Source organism: Pantoea sp. SGAir0183 (assembly GCF_043545505.1).
In genome coordinates, this window is record NZ_CP028053.1 from 2900276 (window position 1) to 2918154 (window position 17879).

The 17879-nt window shown below is 55.0% G+C and carries 13 protein-coding genes; 1 reads left to right on the forward strand and 12 read right to left on the reverse strand.

The genetic code is table 11. From position 1 onward, the window contains the following. Positions 1–31: 31 nt before the first annotated feature. From mukB to cmoM, 4 genes are read right to left on the reverse strand one after another with little or no spacing between them, the layout of a single operon-like run. Positions 32–4498, reverse strand: a complete 4467-nt coding sequence (gene mukB / locus C1N59_RS13510) for a chromosome partition protein MukB (protein ID WP_394549721.1) — start codon at positions 4496–4498, stop codon at positions 32–34. After that, on the reverse strand, positions 4495–5220 hold the full coding sequence (gene mukE / locus C1N59_RS13515) for a chromosome partition protein MukE (protein WP_006118636.1): 726 nt from the start codon (positions 5218–5220) through the stop codon (positions 4495–4497). The genes mukB and mukE overlap by 4 nt, the downstream gene beginning before the upstream one ends. Next, positions 5201–6523 (reverse strand): chromosome partition protein MukF, encoded by a 1323-nt coding sequence (mukF, locus tag C1N59_RS13520; protein WP_033737632.1) that lies wholly within the window; start codon positions 6521–6523, stop codon positions 5201–5203. Before mukF ends, mukE begins: the two co-directional genes overlap by 20 nt. Beyond that, positions 6520–7311, reverse strand: a complete 792-nt coding sequence (gene cmoM / locus C1N59_RS13525) for a tRNA uridine 5-oxyacetic acid(34) methyltransferase CmoM (protein ID WP_110267717.1) — start codon at positions 7309–7311, stop codon at positions 6520–6522. Before cmoM ends, mukF begins: the two co-directional genes overlap by 4 nt. A 125-nt stretch (positions 7312–7436) precedes the next feature. Here cmoM and elyC point away from each other — a divergent pair, with 125 nt between their 5' ends. Beyond that, complete coding sequence (gene elyC / locus C1N59_RS13530) at positions 7437–8210, forward strand: envelope biogenesis factor ElyC (RefSeq protein WP_394549723.1); 774 nt, start codon at positions 7437–7439, stop codon at positions 8208–8210. A gap of 100 nt (positions 8211–8310) precedes the next feature. On the opposite strand, the gene kdsB is transcribed toward elyC, so the two are convergent. From kdsB to rpsA, 8 genes are all read right to left on the reverse strand, one after another. Beyond that, positions 8311–9060 (reverse strand): 3-deoxy-manno-octulosonate cytidylyltransferase, encoded by a 750-nt coding sequence (gene kdsB / locus C1N59_RS13535; protein WP_394549724.1) that lies wholly within the window; start codon positions 9058–9060, stop codon positions 8311–8313. After that, a complete protein-coding gene (locus C1N59_RS13540; protein ID WP_006118631.1) occupies positions 9057–9239 on the reverse strand; it encodes a Trm112 family protein in 183 nt (60 codons plus the stop codon). The genes kdsB and C1N59_RS13540 overlap by 4 nt, the downstream gene beginning before the upstream one ends. Positions 9240–9323: 84 nt before the next feature. After that, positions 9324–10541, reverse strand: coding sequence for a winged helix-turn-helix domain-containing protein (locus tag C1N59_RS13545; protein WP_394549725.1), 1218 nt, complete (start codon positions 10539–10541; stop codon positions 9324–9326). 21 nt (positions 10542–10562) lie between these two features. Next, positions 10563–11564 (reverse strand): tetraacyldisaccharide 4'-kinase, encoded by a 1002-nt coding sequence (gene lpxK, locus C1N59_RS13550; RefSeq protein ID WP_054687942.1) that lies wholly within the window; start codon positions 11562–11564, stop codon positions 10563–10565. Then, positions 11561–13309: a lipid A ABC transporter ATP-binding protein/permease MsbA gene (gene msbA / locus C1N59_RS13555; RefSeq protein WP_006118628.1), complete on the reverse strand. Its 1749-nt coding sequence runs from the start codon at positions 13307–13309 to the stop codon at positions 11561–11563. The genes lpxK and msbA overlap by 4 nt, the downstream gene beginning before the upstream one ends. Positions 13310–13343: 34 nt before the next feature. Then, the gene (locus tag C1N59_RS13560) at positions 13344–15599 is read right to left on the reverse strand and encodes a DNA internalization-related competence protein ComEC/Rec2 (RefSeq protein WP_394549726.1); all 2256 of its coding nucleotides are present in this window, start codon (positions 15597–15599) and stop codon (positions 13344–13346) included. 201 nt (positions 15600–15800) lie between these two features. Continuing rightward, entirely contained in the window at positions 15801–16085 is a 285-nt protein-coding gene (ihfB, locus tag C1N59_RS13565) for an integration host factor subunit beta (protein WP_003849360.1), read from the reverse strand. Positions 16086–16167: 82 nt separating this feature from the next. After that, on the reverse strand, positions 16168–17841 hold the full coding sequence (gene rpsA / locus C1N59_RS13570; protein WP_033737767.1) for a 30S ribosomal protein S1: 1674 nt from the start codon (positions 17839–17841) through the stop codon (positions 16168–16170). Positions 17842–17879: the final 38 nt, after the last annotated feature.

Below are 17879 nucleotides of genomic sequence, written 5' to 3' on the forward strand. Positions count from 1 at the left end.
GCTGTTTTTGACTATCCTTGCCGCACGAATATTATGTCGTCGTTTCACTGGCTGAATCGGCTTCACTGCCGCGTTTGGCAGGCAGCGGATCGGCGGCGAAACCCCGTAATCCCACGACATGAACGTGTTCCGTGTTGTTAAACAACTTACGCATCAGTTTGTAGGTCGTGCCCTTCTCAGGACTGATGTTCTCAGGTGCAGCGATGACCAGTTGCATCTCCAGGCGCTCACAGAGTTCAAACAGCGTGGCGATTGAACGCGCATCCAGACGGGCGGCTTCATCCAGGAACAGCAAGCGGCAGGGTGAGATATCTTTCCCACGCAGACGGCGTGATTCCTCTTCCCAGCTCTGCACGACCATGACCAGAATCGACATACCGGTACCAATCGCTTCACCGGTAGAGAGCGCACCACTTTCTGCACGCAGCCAGCCATCGGAGCCACGATTCACCTCGACTTCCATCTCCAGGTAGTTACGGTAATCCAGCAGTTCTTCACCAATTGTCTGCGGCGTGCGCTGTCCCATATCAATCTGTGGATTGAGGCGTTGATACAGTTTTGCTAGCGCTTCCGAGAAGGTCAGTCGGTTGCTGTTAAACAGATCCTGATGCTGTTCATGCTCTTCGGACAAGGTATCGAGCAGCATCGCGTGTGTTTCCCGCACGTTCACGTTGAGCCGCACGCTGCGTACCTGTCCAAAGCTGACGGTCTGTAACCCCTGGTTCAGCTGGCGAATACGGTTCTGTTCACGCTGAATCGTTTTGCGAATAATGTTCGCCACGCTGCGTGAACTGATGGCCAGCGTTTGCTCGCGAGCAGTCAGCTCTTCCGTCAGACGGTTCAGCTCGATTTCCATCTGTTCGATGGCTTCAACCGGATCGTCGGTACGGATAATGTCCTGACGGATACGTTCGCGCAGATGCTGATACACGGCGATAAAGAACTGAATTTTACGCTCTGGCCGTTTGGGATCTTCCGACAGGCGCAGCACATCGCGCAGGTGTTCGTTATCCGCCACCGCCAGGCGCAGTGCACCGAGTGCCTTATCCGACATTGAACGCAGCTCATCCGCGCTCAGGTAAGCCAGCTCCCGACGATGCAGACGCCGCTCCACGCCATTGTCCTTCACCAGACGCAGCACCATGCACCAGCCTGCTTTGGCACTGACCACCTGTTCGCGGATCTGATGATAGTTGCGCTCAAGCTGGCGCAGCTTCTTCTGCAGATTGTCCATTTCGGCTTCGCAGAAGGTGAGCTGTTTCTCCAGCTGATTACGACGGGCACGATTGTGACTAAGCGCGGTATACAGCTCGTCACGGCGGATACGGGCGCGTTCTTCCGCGCTGGCATCGGCCTGCACACCGATATCCTGCATCTCCTGCTGCAACTCTTTCAGCATGTCGCGTTTGGCGTCATAAGCGCTTTTCAGCGATGCCAGCACCTGAGAATACTGGGTCAGCTGCGACTGATGCGCGCGCAGGCGCTCACGGCAGCGGCTGCGCTCCGCTTCCGCCTGCTCCAGACGCTGGCGCAGCTTATCACTCAGATCGGTGTTGCCACCGAGCATACTGGCCGAGTCGTCATAGCTGAAGTGGGCGCGACGCTGTACCACCTCGGTCAGCGCAAAAGCCTGCTGACGCGCGCGCTGCTGCTGCTGCTGTGCATGCTGGTAATCTGCCTGCAACTGATCGTGCTGTTCCGGATCGCTCTGCAGCACCGCCAGCATCGGTTCAAGTTTGGCCAGCTTCGCCCCATGCTGATGGAGGAAGCGTGCGGCTTCCTGCGCGTCTTCCACCTGCTCACGGATCTCTTCACAACGGTCTGCCAGCGTGTCGTCCAGTAACAGATTCACGCGCGGCAACAGGCGGTTAAGCTGCGCAACGCCCTCTTTGGCCAGGTCAAACTGCTGACGTTGCTGCTGATTGTTGCTTTCATGCTGGTTGAGCGCACGTTCCAGCTCACCCCGACGGGCGCCGAGCTGACGAATCTGCGCTTCGGGATCGTCATCAAAGGCGACCGCCAGATGGCTACCGATAAAACGGCTGAATGACTGATGAAGCCGCTGCGTCTTTTGAACGTCAAACGACAGGGTGGCATACCGTTCCGCCAGACGATCGCGTTCGTTATTGAGCAACTCCAGCTGGTTTTCGCGTGCCGCCCGGCCGAAAAGCGGGATTTTAGGGAAGCGGGAATAGCGCCACTGGCGCTCGGCCACCTTGACCACGACGGCATTTTGTAACTCGTCGACGCTGAACACGCTGTCATCAAAGGATTGCGGATCGCCCTCGATCAAATAGAGATCTTCCGGGCACTCTTCCAGGCCATCCAGTTGCTCACGCACCAGCGAAAGATCGGGCACCACAATGGCGTGACGTGACGGGCCGTACAGGGCGGAGAAGTAAGGCGCATCGTCGAGCGTGACATCGTCATAAATCTCAGACAGCAGCACACCGCCAAAGCGTTCGGCCAGCTGGTTCAGTCGCGGATCTTCCGCACCGCCCGGCTGGCTCAAGCGCTCAATCTGCTGCTCAATTTCACGTTTCCTTGCGGCCACTTCATCACGTTCAACAGTGGTTTCACGTTCCCGCTCCAGCAGCTGCTGCATGTATTCCGTAACGTCCTGGCTGCTGGTCAACGCCTGACCGGTTTGCTCGCTGAGCTGCGTCAGGATTTCTTGCGCAGCCAGCCAGTGCGGCGCACGCGCGGTCAACGTCGCGATGCGCTGACGGAGCTGTTCCAGCTCCTGACGCATCAACATACGCTGTTCGCCCGCATCGGCAACGCTGCTGTTCAACTGCTCGATTTGGGCTTCCAGTTCACGCTGCAATCCTTCCAGCGCATCGGGCTCATATTGCTGCCCCTGACGCTTGCAGAATTCCGCCAGCAGACGTTCTGCTTCCTGCTGCTCGCGCAGGCGCTGTTCAAGTTCGCTCAGACGCAGGCGCAGTGAAGCAAGCTGATCGGCGTGGTGACGCTGATTGCTGGCATCACGCAGGAGATCGCGCCCGACTTGCCAGGCCTCTTTACGGCTGACCTCACCGGCAATGCTGGTCACCAGCGATAAGGCCTGCTCAAACTGACTGTGCGCCGCTTCGGCCACACTCAGTTTCTGCTCCAGGCGCAACAACTGCCCGGTTGCTTCTTCTTCTTTGGCCTGGAAGCTGGCCTGCCATTCCGCCGCGTTGTCAATGTTCAGCTCAGGCAATTCACACAGCGAACGCGCACGTTCCAGAGCCTGTAACGCCTGCTGATACTGAATGGCACGGGTTTGCTGCACGTCCAGCGCCTGCTGAAAATCGGCCAGCTGACTTTTCAGCTCATCCACTTCCAGTTCGGCCGCTTCAGCACGGGCTTCATTTTCTTCCTGGATTTCACGCGCTTCGGCCACGACTTCACTCTGTTCTTCCAGGCGAAGTGTCAGATCCTCGATATCACTGTCATAACGGGTAATTTTTTCCTGCTGGCGCATTGCCGTCTGCACCAGATTCAGGTGATCGCTGGCCGCCTGATAATCAATTTCAAGATCGTTCTCTGCCCCGCTGTGTTCAGCCAGCTCTCGTGCCATTTCCACGTGGCGATACTGCTCCGACGCCAGCTGCTTGCGGCTGGTGAACAGTTCATTGCGCAGCTGTAGTGCGCTATCCAGGTGGATGCGTCGTTCGTTGGCATGACGCATATAGTCGGCCGATACATAGCTGGTGGCTTCAGAAATCAGGTGCTTAAACAGATCGCGATCAGACTGGGTTACGCGGATCGCTTCCAGCGTCATACGGTTTTCGCGCAGCGCAGCTTCCATGTCCTGGAACGCTTTACGCACGCCACTGTTTTCAGGCAACAGATAATCGCGCAGAGAACGGGTGATGGCGCTGGAGATACCGCCGTACAGAGAGGCTTCAATCAGGCGATAAAACTTACTGCGGTCGCTGGCGGTACGCAGACGACGCGGCACAATCCCCAGATCAAACATCATCGCGTGATAGTCCGTTACCGAGCTGTACTGCCGATACTGGACACCTTCCAGCGCCTCGACGCGTTCTTTGACCTCATTAAGCGGTAACACGCGCGCCTGACGGCTGTTCAGAATTTCCGTGAGCATGTCCGTGGGCAGCGTATCCGTGGGCAGGCCATGGATACTAAAGGGCTTGATATCAACCTTTTTGTCACGTCCTGCCACCTGCTGTAACCGGACCCCGACCACCACACGTTGATGGCGTGAGTTCACTACGTCCAGCATCGCGTAGCAGACGCCTGCCCGCAGTTTACCGTGCAGGCCTTTATCGCGTGAGCCTGAGGTTGCGCCCGCTTCGGTGGTGTTACGGAAATGCAGCAGGGTTAAGTCAGGAATCAGCGCCGTGACAAAGGCTGCCATTGTGGTGGACTTACCTGCCCCGTTTCCGCCCGACAGCGTGGTGACCAGTTCATCCAGATCAAAGGTTCGGGCAAAAAACCCGTTCCAGTTGATCAGGGTTAGCGAACGAAATTTGCCGCGTTCAATCATGCCTGCTCTTCCTCCGCGATATCACCCGCATCGCTGTCATTCTCTTCACTGTCATCAGCCTCTGTGGCTGCCGTCGTGTTGTCCAGCAACATCGCTTCGCCATCGCGGATCAGGCGCAGTTGCGCTTCACGCGCATCATCACCGCTACGGACATCGGCACCAAAGCGGAAGACAGACTCGGTAATACGAAACTTGCTGCTGTCGTTGCCAAAAAACCACACCATGCCCAGACGGCGCAGGCGGCTTAAGGACGCACGCATTTTTTCCTGTAACTTAGCCCGATCGAGATCCGACCCGGTTGAACGCTGGTTAACCAGCTTCAGCAGCTTGCTTTCGTCCGCTAGGGACAGCAGTTCATCATAGAGTTCCTGTTGCGTGAAAATGCCTTCATTCGCCAGGCGTTCCGGGCTGAGATACAGATAGCAGAGGATTTTCCCGACCATCATGTCCAGTTCGGAAAGCACGGAACGGGGAATCAGCGTGGTTGAGCGTGGACGCAGATAGAAAAAGCCCTCTGGAGCACGGATCAGCTCAACGTTGTAGCGCGTGTAAAACTCTTCCAGATACTGCTGGTAATCCATCAGAAAAGCGTGGTTATCCAGCTCTTCAATGCCAATATGGCGACCGGCACGTAACTGGCTGTCCAGCGCCGGAAAAATCGGATTTGCCAGTGCCTGTGCCAGCTTAACCGGCATCACTTGTTCAATATTTGTCGATGACATGTGCCTGCACCTTGGCTCCGTAATCATTAATGGCTTGCCATTCCACAGGCAAACCGGCTAAATCGGCTTCCGCTACACCTAATCGCACCGCCTGGTCCACGACAATGCGCGCAAGGTCGAAGTGACGCGCGCGCGGGTACTGGGCCAGATAGTCGCGCATGACGGCGGCGAGGTTAAGCGGTTTTTGCTGCGTTTTATAAATCGTTAAGGCTTCTTCGATCATGGCCGCCAGCTGCTCGCGAATTTCATTAAATTCTTCGAACTCCAGTTCAGCAGGTAATTCGCCCATCACTTCGTCATTACGCAGCGTCAGCTCATCGTCACGCATATCGTAAAGACGTTCGGCATTGGCATAAGTCAGCGCCCAGGGTGAGTCAAAATAGTTCTGTACGGATACGCGCAAGCGCTGGGCAAAAACACGGTTTTTGTCCATGTCGATAGCGGTGCGGATAAATTTATGTACGTGGCGGTCATAACCAATCCACAGGTCAATGGCCTGCTGCCCCCAACTGGTGATGCGGTCGAGTTTACTTTGCAGATCGAACACCAGTTTATCGACGAAGCCCAAATCCGGGCTGTCCAGCGTCGCGTCCTGAATACGCAGCAGATTTTCCTGGAGTTTGTCACCGGCCGCTTCCAGCGTATCCTGCAATTCACGCAGCGTACCGGAGGTTTCCGACAGTAACATTTCACAGCTTGAAATCGCGGCGCGCCAGTCTTTATTCAGTAGCTCCGCAATATCCGCTTTCACCGCCTGCTGCTGCTCATCCATCAGGCGTTGCGTCATATCAATGCTGTCGAAGATTTCGGCTACGGAGTATTTCAGCGGCGCGAATACGTTACGATGCCAGTGAAATTCATCGCCATTCTCCTGCGCCGCGTCGGCGGCACGCTTAAGTTCAGCGGCAACGATGGAAAGCTGCATGGAAAGCCGCAGCGTGGAGAACTCGCGCTGGCGGATATAGTAATCCGTGATGCCGATGGCCAGCGGCGTCAGACGATAAATTGCATTGCCTTCAGTTAATTCACTGGTGAAACGGTTCAACAGGCGCTGACGCACCATATCATTGATGGCGTTGTTGGCCCGCACCAGTACGGTTTCGCTGGTTTGTTCAAACGCTTTGCTGACATGACGAAACGCATCGACCAGGTCACCTTCACTCATTTCTCCGTCCATGCGCTCGCCATTCAGCGTGGCGATGGCCAGCAAAAAAGCCAGACGTTCAACGGGCAGCGCAAGGGAGAAGTCGTTCTTGCGCGCCCAGGATACCAGCTCCGGTACCGTCTGGGAAAATTCACTCATAATTCGTCCTTCTGCCCGGGTTTGCGCGCGGTCACGTGGATGTAACGCCCTAAGCTTAAAAAGGGTTCCTGACGGCAAAAACGCCGCTCCATCTCAATGATTTCGTCGTCGCTTTTTGGCTCGCCTTTAGGCGGCTTCATATAGTCGCTGAACACCCGAATCCCGGCACGCTGTTCAATCTGGAAACCGCAGGCCTGTAACCAGCGTGACACATCGTCAGGATCGCGCGGAAAGTCCGGTGACAGCGTGCGCTTCTTACGCTTGGTTAAGTTGGTACGAAGGTAACCAAAATTGCCCAGCGTCAGGGTGCGTAATGTTAACCCATGCAGGTTATAAAACATCAATGACAGCACGCCTCCCGGCCGCAATGTATCAAACAGGGCTTTCAGCACGGTTTCCGGTTCAGCGACCCATTCAAGCACAGCGTGAAACAATACCAGATCCACCGGCTTATCCAAATGTTCACCGACCTGCTGCGCGCTAATTTGTTTGAATTGCATGTTATGGCTCACACCCAGCGCATCCGCATTTTCCTGGGCACGCCGCAACATTTCACCTGAGAGGTCGCACAGCAGAATCTGATGGCCCCGCGCGGCCAGTCCACTGGAAATTTGCCCAATGCCACCGCCCGCATCCAGCACGTTCAGTGAGGGAGACGAGGACGTCAGGCTGGGAAGCAAGGCTTCAAGCTCATCCCAGACGATTGCCTGACGCACCCGGCCTTTGGTGGTGCCGTAAATATTTTGCGAAAATTTATCCGCGAGATCGTCAAAGTTACGATCCTGCATGGCATGGACTCCGGTATGCTGCGGTAAAACGTATGCTATTTTGTCACAGGTGCCGTAAGAATGAAGCTTTCATGCTCTTCTTCTGCTCTGGCTGCTGTTTTTTCGGACAACAAGAGGGATTTTACATGTTTTTTATGCTGAAAAAGGCATTTGGCAACCTGTTACTGCCCCTGCCTTTTCTGCTTCTTTTGATGGCTGTCGGCATTTTGCTGCTTTGGTTCAGCCGCTGGCAGAAAAGCGGTAAAATCTTTATCTCAGTGAGTTGGCTGATGTTATTACTGATAAGCCTACAGCCGGTCGCCGATCGCTTACTGTTGCCCGTCGAATCGCATTACCCGACGTGGAATGGGACTGAAAAAGTCGATTACATCGTGGTGTTAGGGGGCGGCTATACCTATAACCCGGCCTGGGCGCCCAGCTCGAACCTGCTGAACAACAGTTTGCCTCGCGTGACAGAAGGTGTGCGTCAGTGGCAGCGCCATCCGGATGCTACCCTGGTCTTTACCGGTGCTGCGGCAGGGCAAAATCCCAAAAGTAATGCCTGGGTCGCCGCACAGGTTGCCGAAAGCCTGGGCGTACCTTCATCGCACATTCGTCTGCTGGATCAGCCAAAAGATACCGCACAGGAGGCGCAGGCTGTCAGCACGCTCATCGGGCACCACCCTTTCCTGCTGGTTACCTCAGCTAATCATATGCCGCGCGCGATGCGGTTTTTCACTCAGGCAGGACTCAAGCCGATTGCAGCGCCCGCCAATCAGCTGGCGATTACTTCGCCACTTAACTGGTGGGAACGTTTTTATCCTTCCCCGCTCTGGATGAGTCACAGCGAACGCGCGATCTATGAAACGCTGGGAAGCGCATTGCAACGTTTCTCATCCGCCTCACCTTCTGATGGATAGACGCAAAGGCGCACATCCGTCATGGCGCAGGCTGAGTGCGACCGGAACCCGGCGCCTCAGCCGCGTGCGCAGACGGTCATCGCACAAGAAGCGGAACAGGTCAGCGAAGCATCGCGGCGCGAACCCGGGTGAGATCCTCTGGCGTATCCACGCCAACGCCCGGAATCGTTTTTGCCACCGCAACGTGGATCTTTTCGCCGTACCACAGCACGCGCAACTGCTCCAGCAGTTCGATCTGCTCAAGCGGACAGGGTTCCCAGCTGATATAGCGACGAATAAACCCGGCACGATAAGCATAGATGCCGATATGGCGCAGCAGCGTGTCACCGATCTGTTCCCGGGACTGCGCATAACGTTCACGATCCCAGGGAATCGTCGCGCGTGAAAAATACAACGCGTAGCCTCTGGCATCCATGACCACCTTGACGGCGTTGGGATTGAACGCCTCTTCCGCATCCGTAATCGGCACCGCCAGCGTCGCCATGCCGGCGTCAGCCTGAGCCAGGTTGTTCGCCACCTGATGGACGATATCAGCGGGGATCATGGGTTCGTCGCCCTGAACATTGACGATGATCTGGTCATCCGCGAACTGATATTTTTCAATCACTTCTGCAAGGCGTTCCGTACCGGAATGATGGTCGGCGCGTGTCATACACACCTCGCCACCGGCAGCCTCGACAGCGCGGGCCACCTCAGGATGATCGGTCGCGACAATCACACGGCTGGCACCCGATTCCCGGGCGCGCGCCATCACATGCACCACCATTGGCTTGCCATGAATATCAACCAGGGGTTTACCCGGTAAACGGGTGGAAGCATAACGCGCAGGAATGATGGCAATAAAACTCATGGATGGATCTCTTCAACCGATAACGTACGGGCTTCGTTTTCCAGCAGTACCGGAATACCGTCACGCACAGGGAAAGCCAGCGCGTCGGGCTTGCAGATCAGCTCTTGCTGTTCTTTGTTAAAGTACAATTTGCCATTACAAACCGGGCAGGCAACGATTTCGAGTAAACGGTGATCCATATGTCCTCCATCTCGGACCGAGAGCGTAAGGACTAAAGCATATCACAGCGCTGATGAGAGCGGGTAAATCACACCCGCGCTGCATCAGGAATTGTTAAGCTGCCAGCGCGTTGGCCAGTGTGTCAGTAACGCCGAAGGCGCATTCTTTAGCAAAACCGTTTCGGCCCCCTGCCAACGGGCGAAGCGTTCAATAGCACGTTGCACGTCATTGAGAAAGGAAACGGTTACCGCGACGTCAGGTTCCAGCCAGATGTTGTTAATTTCCAGCAAGGCTGTTGAGCGCACCATCCGTGCATCCAGACGGGCTTTGAGTTGGCCCCGATGCAGCACCGGTAAGACAAAATAGCCATATTTACGTTTGGCCGCAGGCGTGTAACATTCAATGCGGTAGTCAAAGTCAAACAACGCAAGCGCACGTTTCCTGTCCCATACCAGCGGATCGAAAGGGGATAACAGCGTGGTATGTGTTGCGATCAACGGCGTGGCTAATGCGGCCTGAGCGTCCCGATGCAGCCACATCTCTCCCATGCCGTCGACCTCAACCGGCATGATTTCGCCGGCCCCCTGTGCCCATAAGATAAAGTCTTTAACGGGCGCGCGCTTTAGCCGGTAATAGTCTGCCAGCCACTCACGGCGAAAAATGCCCAGACAGCGTGCGCTGTTCACTAACATCAGGCGGACAGCGTCATCCTCACTGATAGCATGCAGCGCATCCTGCCAGTCAGGCATGACACGTGAGCGTAAGTCATAGACGCGCTGAAAATTATGGCGCGCTGACACCATTAGCTCCCCTGAACTGAACAGGTTTTCGAGATGCCGCTTGTGGGGTTTCCTTGCCCACCATCCTGGCTTATGATTTTTTCCACTGGCGAAATCAGCCGATCTGACGGGCCCGTTGTCGCGTATATAGGTAAGTAGATCAGCGATTTCCTGCTGATGTTCCGTTGCCCAGTCTGCACTGTACTTCCAGCCCAGGCGCTCTGGCGACAGCATGCGGTGCCGCAGTAACCGGTAATCTGCGCGGGGAATAAAACAGGCTTCATGCGCCCAGTATTCGAAAATCTCCCCCTGCGCCAGCGACTCGTCCAGCCAGACGGGCGGATAGTCGCCTAAGCGACTGAATAAGACAAGATACGGACTGCGGGCCACCACATTGATGGTGTCGATTTGCAACAGCGACATGCGGCTAATGCAGGCTGAAATATCCTGAAAACGTGCCCTACGTTTCACCGGACGCAATAACCCCTGCGCCGCGAGCTGAATATTACGTGCCTGCTGTCGTGAAAGTGAATGCGTGCCCATTCTCTTCCTTCTCAGTGGGAATTAGTGCGGCTCCCGTGGTGAATACGTGCCACACAGGCGTTGTATATCGTCTAACAGTAGCGTCGCTGCCTCAGCCTGCAGATGGGCATCGACTGGAAGATACCACCATGAGGATTGCGCGAATGCGCGGCATTTAACGGCATCTTTCTCCGTCATCAACAGCGTTTGGCCGGGCGTGACCAGACGCGACAGTTCCTCTTCGCTGTAAGCATGATGATCGGCAAAGGCGATCTCCGCAACGGGCGTCAGACCGTGCTGTTTTAAGGTATGAAAAAAGCGCGGCGGATGACCAATGCCGGCCATGGCGACGACATCGTGCAACGTGTTGAGCGGTCGTTGTTCACCGCTGAGCAGATGGGTTGCCATCCCCGCCTGCAGTTGCATGGCAATTTCGCCTTGCTGCGCTTCACCACCGTTAACGATCACCGCGTCTACCGTCTTAAGGCGGGATGCCCGTTCCCGCATGGGTCCGGCAGGTAACCACCAGCCGTTGCCAAAACGTCGCACGCCATCCACCACCACAATTTCCCGATCGCGCTGGAGCGCATAATGTTGCAGGCCATCATCAGTCACGATGAGATCCAGTGAATGATGTTGCAGAAGGGCTTCGATCGCCTCACGGCGTCGCGGTGCCACTGCCACGGGTGCAGCTGTGCGCTGCGCAATCAGCACCGGCTCGTCACCCGCCTGATCGGTGGCGGTTTCCGCAGTGACACGCAGCGGATAGCGGTCTGCTTTCCCCCCGTAGCCGCGGGAAATCACACCTACCCGTAATCCTCGCTGCTGCAGGGCGTCAACCAGCCAGATGACCACGGGTGTTTTACCATTCCCGCCCGCGGTCAGATTCCCCACCACGACAACAGGCAAGGGCGCACGCCAGCTTTTACGCCAGCCACGCCGGAAACTGAGACGGATCAGCGCCGTGATGGCACCATAGAGCACACTGAGTGGCCACAGGACTAACCATAATGGCGATCGGCCACTCCAGATGCGCTCAATCATTGGCCGAACTGCATTTTATGGAGTTGAGCATAAGCACCTTTTTCCGCCAGCAGGTCGGCGTGCGTACCGCGTTCGATGATATTGCCCTCTTCCACCACCACAATTTCATCCGCTTTTTCAATAGTAGAAAGGCGATGCGCGATCACCAGTGAGGTGCGGTTTTTCTGCAGCTCATCCAGAGCAGACTGGATAGCACGCTCGGACTCGGTGTCCAGCGCAGAGGTGGCTTCATCAAGAATCAGGATAGGACAGTCACGCAGCAGAGCGCGGGCGATGGCGATACGCTGGCGTTGACCGCCTGATAGCAGCACACCATTTTCCCCGATGACGGTATCCAGCCCCTTGTCCATGTTTTTGATAAAGTCCATCGCGTGTGCCATCGTCGCCGCCTTTTCGATTTCCTCGCGGCTATACTGTTCACTGCGCGCATAGGCAATGTTATTGGCAACGGTATCGTTGAACAGATGCACATTTTGCGACACAAGTGCGACCTGATTACGCAACGACGCTAAGGTGTATTCACGCAGGTCATGGCCATCCAGTAAAATCTCGCCCTGCTGAATATCATAAAAACGCGTCAGCAAACTGGCGATAGTCGATTTACCTGAGCCGGAGCGCCCGACTAAGGCAACGGTTTTTCCGGCAGGCAGCATCAGGTTAATGTTTTTCAACGCAGGTGTTTCACGGCCGGGATAGGTGAAGGTCACACCTCGGAATTCGACATCACCTTTTGCGCGCGTGATTTCACGCGTACCGGTGTCGTTCTCCTGCTCACTGTCGAGAATGGAGAACAGCGTCTGACAGGCCGCCATACCACGCTGAAACTGCGCATTCACGTTTGTCAGCGATTTCAGCGGGCGCATCAGAGCAATCATAGATGAGAAGACTACCGTAATGGTCCCCGCAGTCAGCGTATCCATCACGCTGGGGAAACTGGCGGCGTACAGAACGAATGCCAGAGCCAGAGAAGCAATGAGCTGAATAACCGGATCGGAGATTGAAGAGGCTGAAACCAGCTTCATCCCCTGCTGACGCATGCGGTTACTGACCTTGGCAAAACGCTCGGATTCAATGTCCTGGCCACCAAAAATCAGCACTTCTTTGTGCCCTTTCAACATCTGCTCGGCACTGGTCGTCACCTGTCCCATGGTGTTTTGCATCGATTTGCTGATGTTGCGGAAGCGTTTTGACACGGTACGAATCGCGAAGGATACGATTGGAGCCAGAACAATCAGAATCAACGACAGCTGCCAGCTGTAATAAAACATCATGACAAACAGGCCAATTATTGAAGCGCCCTCACGCACAACGGTGACCAGCGCCCCCGATGACGACGAGGCGACCTGTTCCGAATCATAGGTGATGCGAGAGAGTAACGTACCCGTGGACTGCTGATCGAAGAACGCGACCGGCATGCCCATCATATGGCTGAACAGACGACGGCGCATATTCATCACCACATTGCCTGACACCCATGAGATGCAGTAGCTGGAGATATAGCTGCTTACGCCACGAACCAGCATCAAGCCGATGACTGCCAACGGCATCCACAGCATCACGGATCTGTCCGCTTTACCAAAGCCGTCATCCAGCAAAGGCTTCAACAGGGAGAGCATTAACGTATCGCCTGCGGCATTAATAATCAGGGCAATAGCCGCCACAATTAAGCCAGCTTTGTTGGGTGCGATCATCGGCCAGAGTCGACGGAATGTCTGCCACGTTGAGAGATCTTTATCTTGATGCATTATTTATTCACGTTGTTGGAAATAGCCGGTCATTCTACCTGGATTCGCGTTTGACGCCAAACCACTGATGATACCAACGGGGCACTAATTGTTCTCTGAAGGAAAAAACCTGCACGGTGTTTGCCTCTATTTTGATACTTATTTGTCCGGACTGACCGGTATCACGCCAGTCATAAGCGTGTTCACGGTAATTTCGCAGCACGGACTTCGCGGGCATTCGCCACGCATTATAGCGTGCTACAGAGGCGATGGCGGTATGGCCGGCGATGCTGCGCAGCAGTAAGCGCGATGAGGATGTCCGGCTGCCATGATGAGGTACCTGCAGAATATCCGCCTTTAACTGCTGCTTTTCCAGCCGCACTAACTGCCGCTCCGCCTCGGTTTCCAGATCGCCCATGAGTAACAAACGGACGCTTCCATCATCCACACTCACCACGCATGAATCGTTGTTTTCCCCCTGGTTGGGAGACGTTGCTGGCCAGAGCACCCGGAAATGTAGCCGTTTCCAGCGCCATGTGGTACCGCGTACACAGGGTAAATGCCCGCTTTCTGTAAGTCCGCTGCGCACCCATACAGTAGGGACATGTTGCAGAATAGCCGACAGCCCGCCGGTATGGTCAAGATGCCGGTGGCTGAGAATAACCTCCCGCAGTCTGAGTCCTTTACGTTCAAGCCAGGGCAGAATAACGCGGCTCCCTGCATCGCTGTATTTCCAGCGTGGACCGGTATCGTAGAGCACCGCTTCACCGCCCTGACTGATGACGACGCTCAATCCATGCCCCACGTCCAGCATATCAATGCGCCATAGCGCTTCCGGCTTAGCATGGCGGGAAAACAGGATTGCCAGTGCGACAGCGCTACAACTGAACGGCATGGAGAACAGTACGCCGGAACGCCACAGGAGTAGCCCTCCCCATATGGCTATTATCAGGAAAGGTGCGCCTTGCAGCGGCCACCAGCCTGCCGGTAGCAGGGCAAGGCCGGAGAACAGAAACCGCAGGGACAGATCGGCCGCCTGCCACCCCCACACTGATAATGCCGGGAAAGGTAGCAACAGGGTGATGAGTATCAATGGCACCGTAATAAACGACACGACAGGAATCGCAAACAGATTAGCGAGCAGCGCGGTCAGGCTGATGCCATTAAATAATGCGGCCTGAAGCGGCACCATCAGGATCATCATTCCCAGTTGCAGATGAAGGAGTTGCAGTAAAAACCAGCGCCGCCTGTCACGAAAGCGCTCGGCCAGAGGAAACCAGCGATACCAGGTCAGCAACATCCCCACCGCCAGCACCGACAGCCAGAAGCTGTCCGAGAGAACGGTAAGCGGATCCAGTGCCAGCAACAACCCTACGCAGAGCGTCCAGATTTGCCAGGGGCTGAGCTGGACACCTGCTATACGTGTTATTGCCCATAGCGTCAGTGCCAGTAATGCCCGCTGCGCTGGCGCCTGGGCCCCTGAAAGCCACGTATAGAGTGCGGCACAGAGCCAACTGACAATGAGCGGATACAGATAGCTAATGCAGCGTGCCGGTAACAAAAACTGGCTGCCCCGCGCCAGTAGCCATCCGGTGCCCGCGGCCAGGCCAATGTGCATACCTGAAATGGCCATAAGATGCGCCGTTCCGGTATCACGTAACAGCTGACGGGTTGCCTCACTCAGATTGTCGCGAATGCCAAAAGCCAGTGCCTCAAGCGTAGCCGAAGCGGGTAAATGTTCGTAATGTTGCCTGTGGCCACGAATATGCTGCCAACGCCAGCTGCATTCAGACTGCACAGGATGTTGCTTGATAATGCGCCCCTGCACCGGGGTATGATTCGCCATGGCAAAGCGTTGTGCGTCGAATTCTCCCTCATTAAGTCTGGCATGAACAGCGCGTAACCTGAGCCGCATTTGCCAGCGCTGCCCCGGACAATAGGCTGTAGCGTTATCCTGCAGTGACAGCCAGGCAAAACGGGGAGGAAAGAAAATCCGGTTTCCCGCTTTCAACATTCTGACCCGAATACGTGACGCGTCTTGTTTTACCTCTTCAATTTGCACGACAAACCAGGCGGGTCGGGTACTCATCCATTCCGTGTCGTTGACCAGGGATTGCGCATTAACCAGCCCCCAGGCGGCCAGCAAAAGCGCACAGCCTGCGATGCGGACATAACGTACGGACATCCCCACCAGACAAGTGCCACACAGCAGCATCACGACAATAAACGTTCGCGAAGGGAGCTGAGGCACGATCAGTAAGGGTAACGCGGTCAGCGAGGCCAGTCTCGCCAGTCCAATCCATGTCAACATACCGTATCCCGCTGATGAACTGGCGTAAGTATGTCCTTCAGACTTTCAGGGTAAAGCGCGTAAAGAGTGAATTAAGAAAGGGTTTCCAGAGAGGATAATTCGTTGCAGCGCAGACGCATTTTTTTGCGGGAGAGCGAACATAATCACGCGGGCAAAAAAAAACGACATCCGGAGATGTCGTTTAGGCGTTTCGGTATCGGCTTAGCCGTAGATGTTAGCACGGTCACGCAGTTCTTTGCCCGGCTTGAAGTGGGGAACGTATTTACCTTCCAGATCCACTTTGTCACCCGTTTTCGGGTTACGGCCAGTGCGCGGTGCGCGATAGTGCAACGAAAAGCTGCCGAATCCCCGGATTTCAATGCGTTCGCCCTGTGCCAGCGTTGTGGCCATGTGCTCAAGCATCTCTTTGACTGCATCCTCAACGACTTTCGCCGGTATATGAGTATGCTGTCCCGCCAGCCTTTCAATCAATTCTGACTTGGTCATGTAACCTCCGGTTAATCCCTACAGGAATGTATGACAGCCTTTACCGAAACCGGGCGGATAAATCCGCCCGGTGCAAGGTCGATTACTCGCCTTTAGCCGCTTTGAACGCTTCAGCCATTGCGCTTGAGAAGTTGCCTTCTTCCTGTTTGGTGTTAACAGTGTTGATAGCTTCTTTCTCGTCAGCCTGGTCTTTCGCACGAACAGACAGGCTCACTACGCGGTTTTTACGGTCAACGCCAGTAAATTTAGCTTCAACGTCGTCACCGACGTTCAGAACCAGTGTAGCGTCTTCGATACGGTCCATTGAAGCTTCAGAAGCGCGCAGGTAACCCTCAACGCCGTCTGCCAATTCAACTGTAGCACCTTTCGCATCAACTGCAGTCACTTTACCGGTGACGATAGCACCTTTCTTGTTCAAAGTGATGTAGTTGTTGAACGGATCTTCTGCCAGCTGTTTCACGCCCAGAGAGATACGCTCGCGCTCTGCATCAACCTGCAGTACAACGGCAGCGATTTCGTCGCCTTTTTTGTACTCACGAACTGCTTCTTCGCCAGTCGCGTTCCAGGAGATGTCAGACAGGTGAACCAGACCGTCGATGCCACCGTCCAGGCCGATGAAGATACCGAAGTCAGTGATTGACTTGATTTTACCTTCAACGCGATCGCCTTTGTTGTGGGTCTCAGCGAACTGCTGCCATGGGTTAGATTTGCACTGCTTCAGACCCAGGGAGATACGACGACGCTCTTCATCGATGTCCAGAACCATCACTTCAACCACATCGCCTACGTTTACAACTTTAGACGGATGGATGTTTTTGTTGGTCCAGTCCATTTCTGAAACGTGTACCAGGCCTTCAACGCCTTCTTCGATTTCAACGAAGCAGCCGTAGTCAGTCAGGTTGGTTACACGCCCAGTCAGCTTGGTGCCTTCTGGATAGCGCTTAGCGATAGCCACCCATGGATCTTCGCCCAGCTGCTTCAGACCCAGAGATACACGGGTACGCTCGCGGTCGAATTTCAGGACTTTAACGTTGATTTCATCGCCAACATTCACGATCTCGCTTGGATGCTTAACGCGCTTCCAGGCCATGTCAGTGATGTGCAGCAGGCCGTCAACACCGCCCAGATCAACGAATGCGCCGTAGTCAGTGAGGTTCTTAACGATACCTTTAACTTCCATGCCTTCCTGCAGGTTTTCCAGCAGCTGATCGCGCTCTGCGCTGTTCTCAGATTCGATAACCGCACGACGTGAAACCACGACGTTGTTGCGTTTCTGATCAAGCTTGATCACTTTGAATTCAAGCTCTTTGCCTTCCAGGTGCAGTGTGTCGCGTACTGGACGCACATCAACCAGTGAACCTGGCAGGAACGCACGGATACCGTTCAGCTCAACTGTGAAGCCACCTTTGACTTTGCCGTTGATAATACCGGTAACAGTTTCAGCTTCTTCGTAAGCTTTTTCCAGCGTGATCCAAGCTTCGTGACGCTTAGCTTTCTCACGTGACAGCAGAGTTTCACCGAAGCCATCTTCCACTGCGTCCAGAGCAACGTCAACTTCGTCACCAACCTGGATTTCCAGTTCGCCGGCTGCGTTTTTGAACTGCTCTGCAGGGATTGCAGATTCAGATTTCAGGCCCGCATCAACCAGAACAACGTCTTTGTCGATAGAGACAACAACGCCACGAACGATGGAACCCGGGCGGGTTTCGATTTCTTTCAGGGATTCTTCAAATAGTTGAGCAAAAGATTCAGTCATATTGATAATCTTAGGATTCTTCAATTTAACGTCCATCT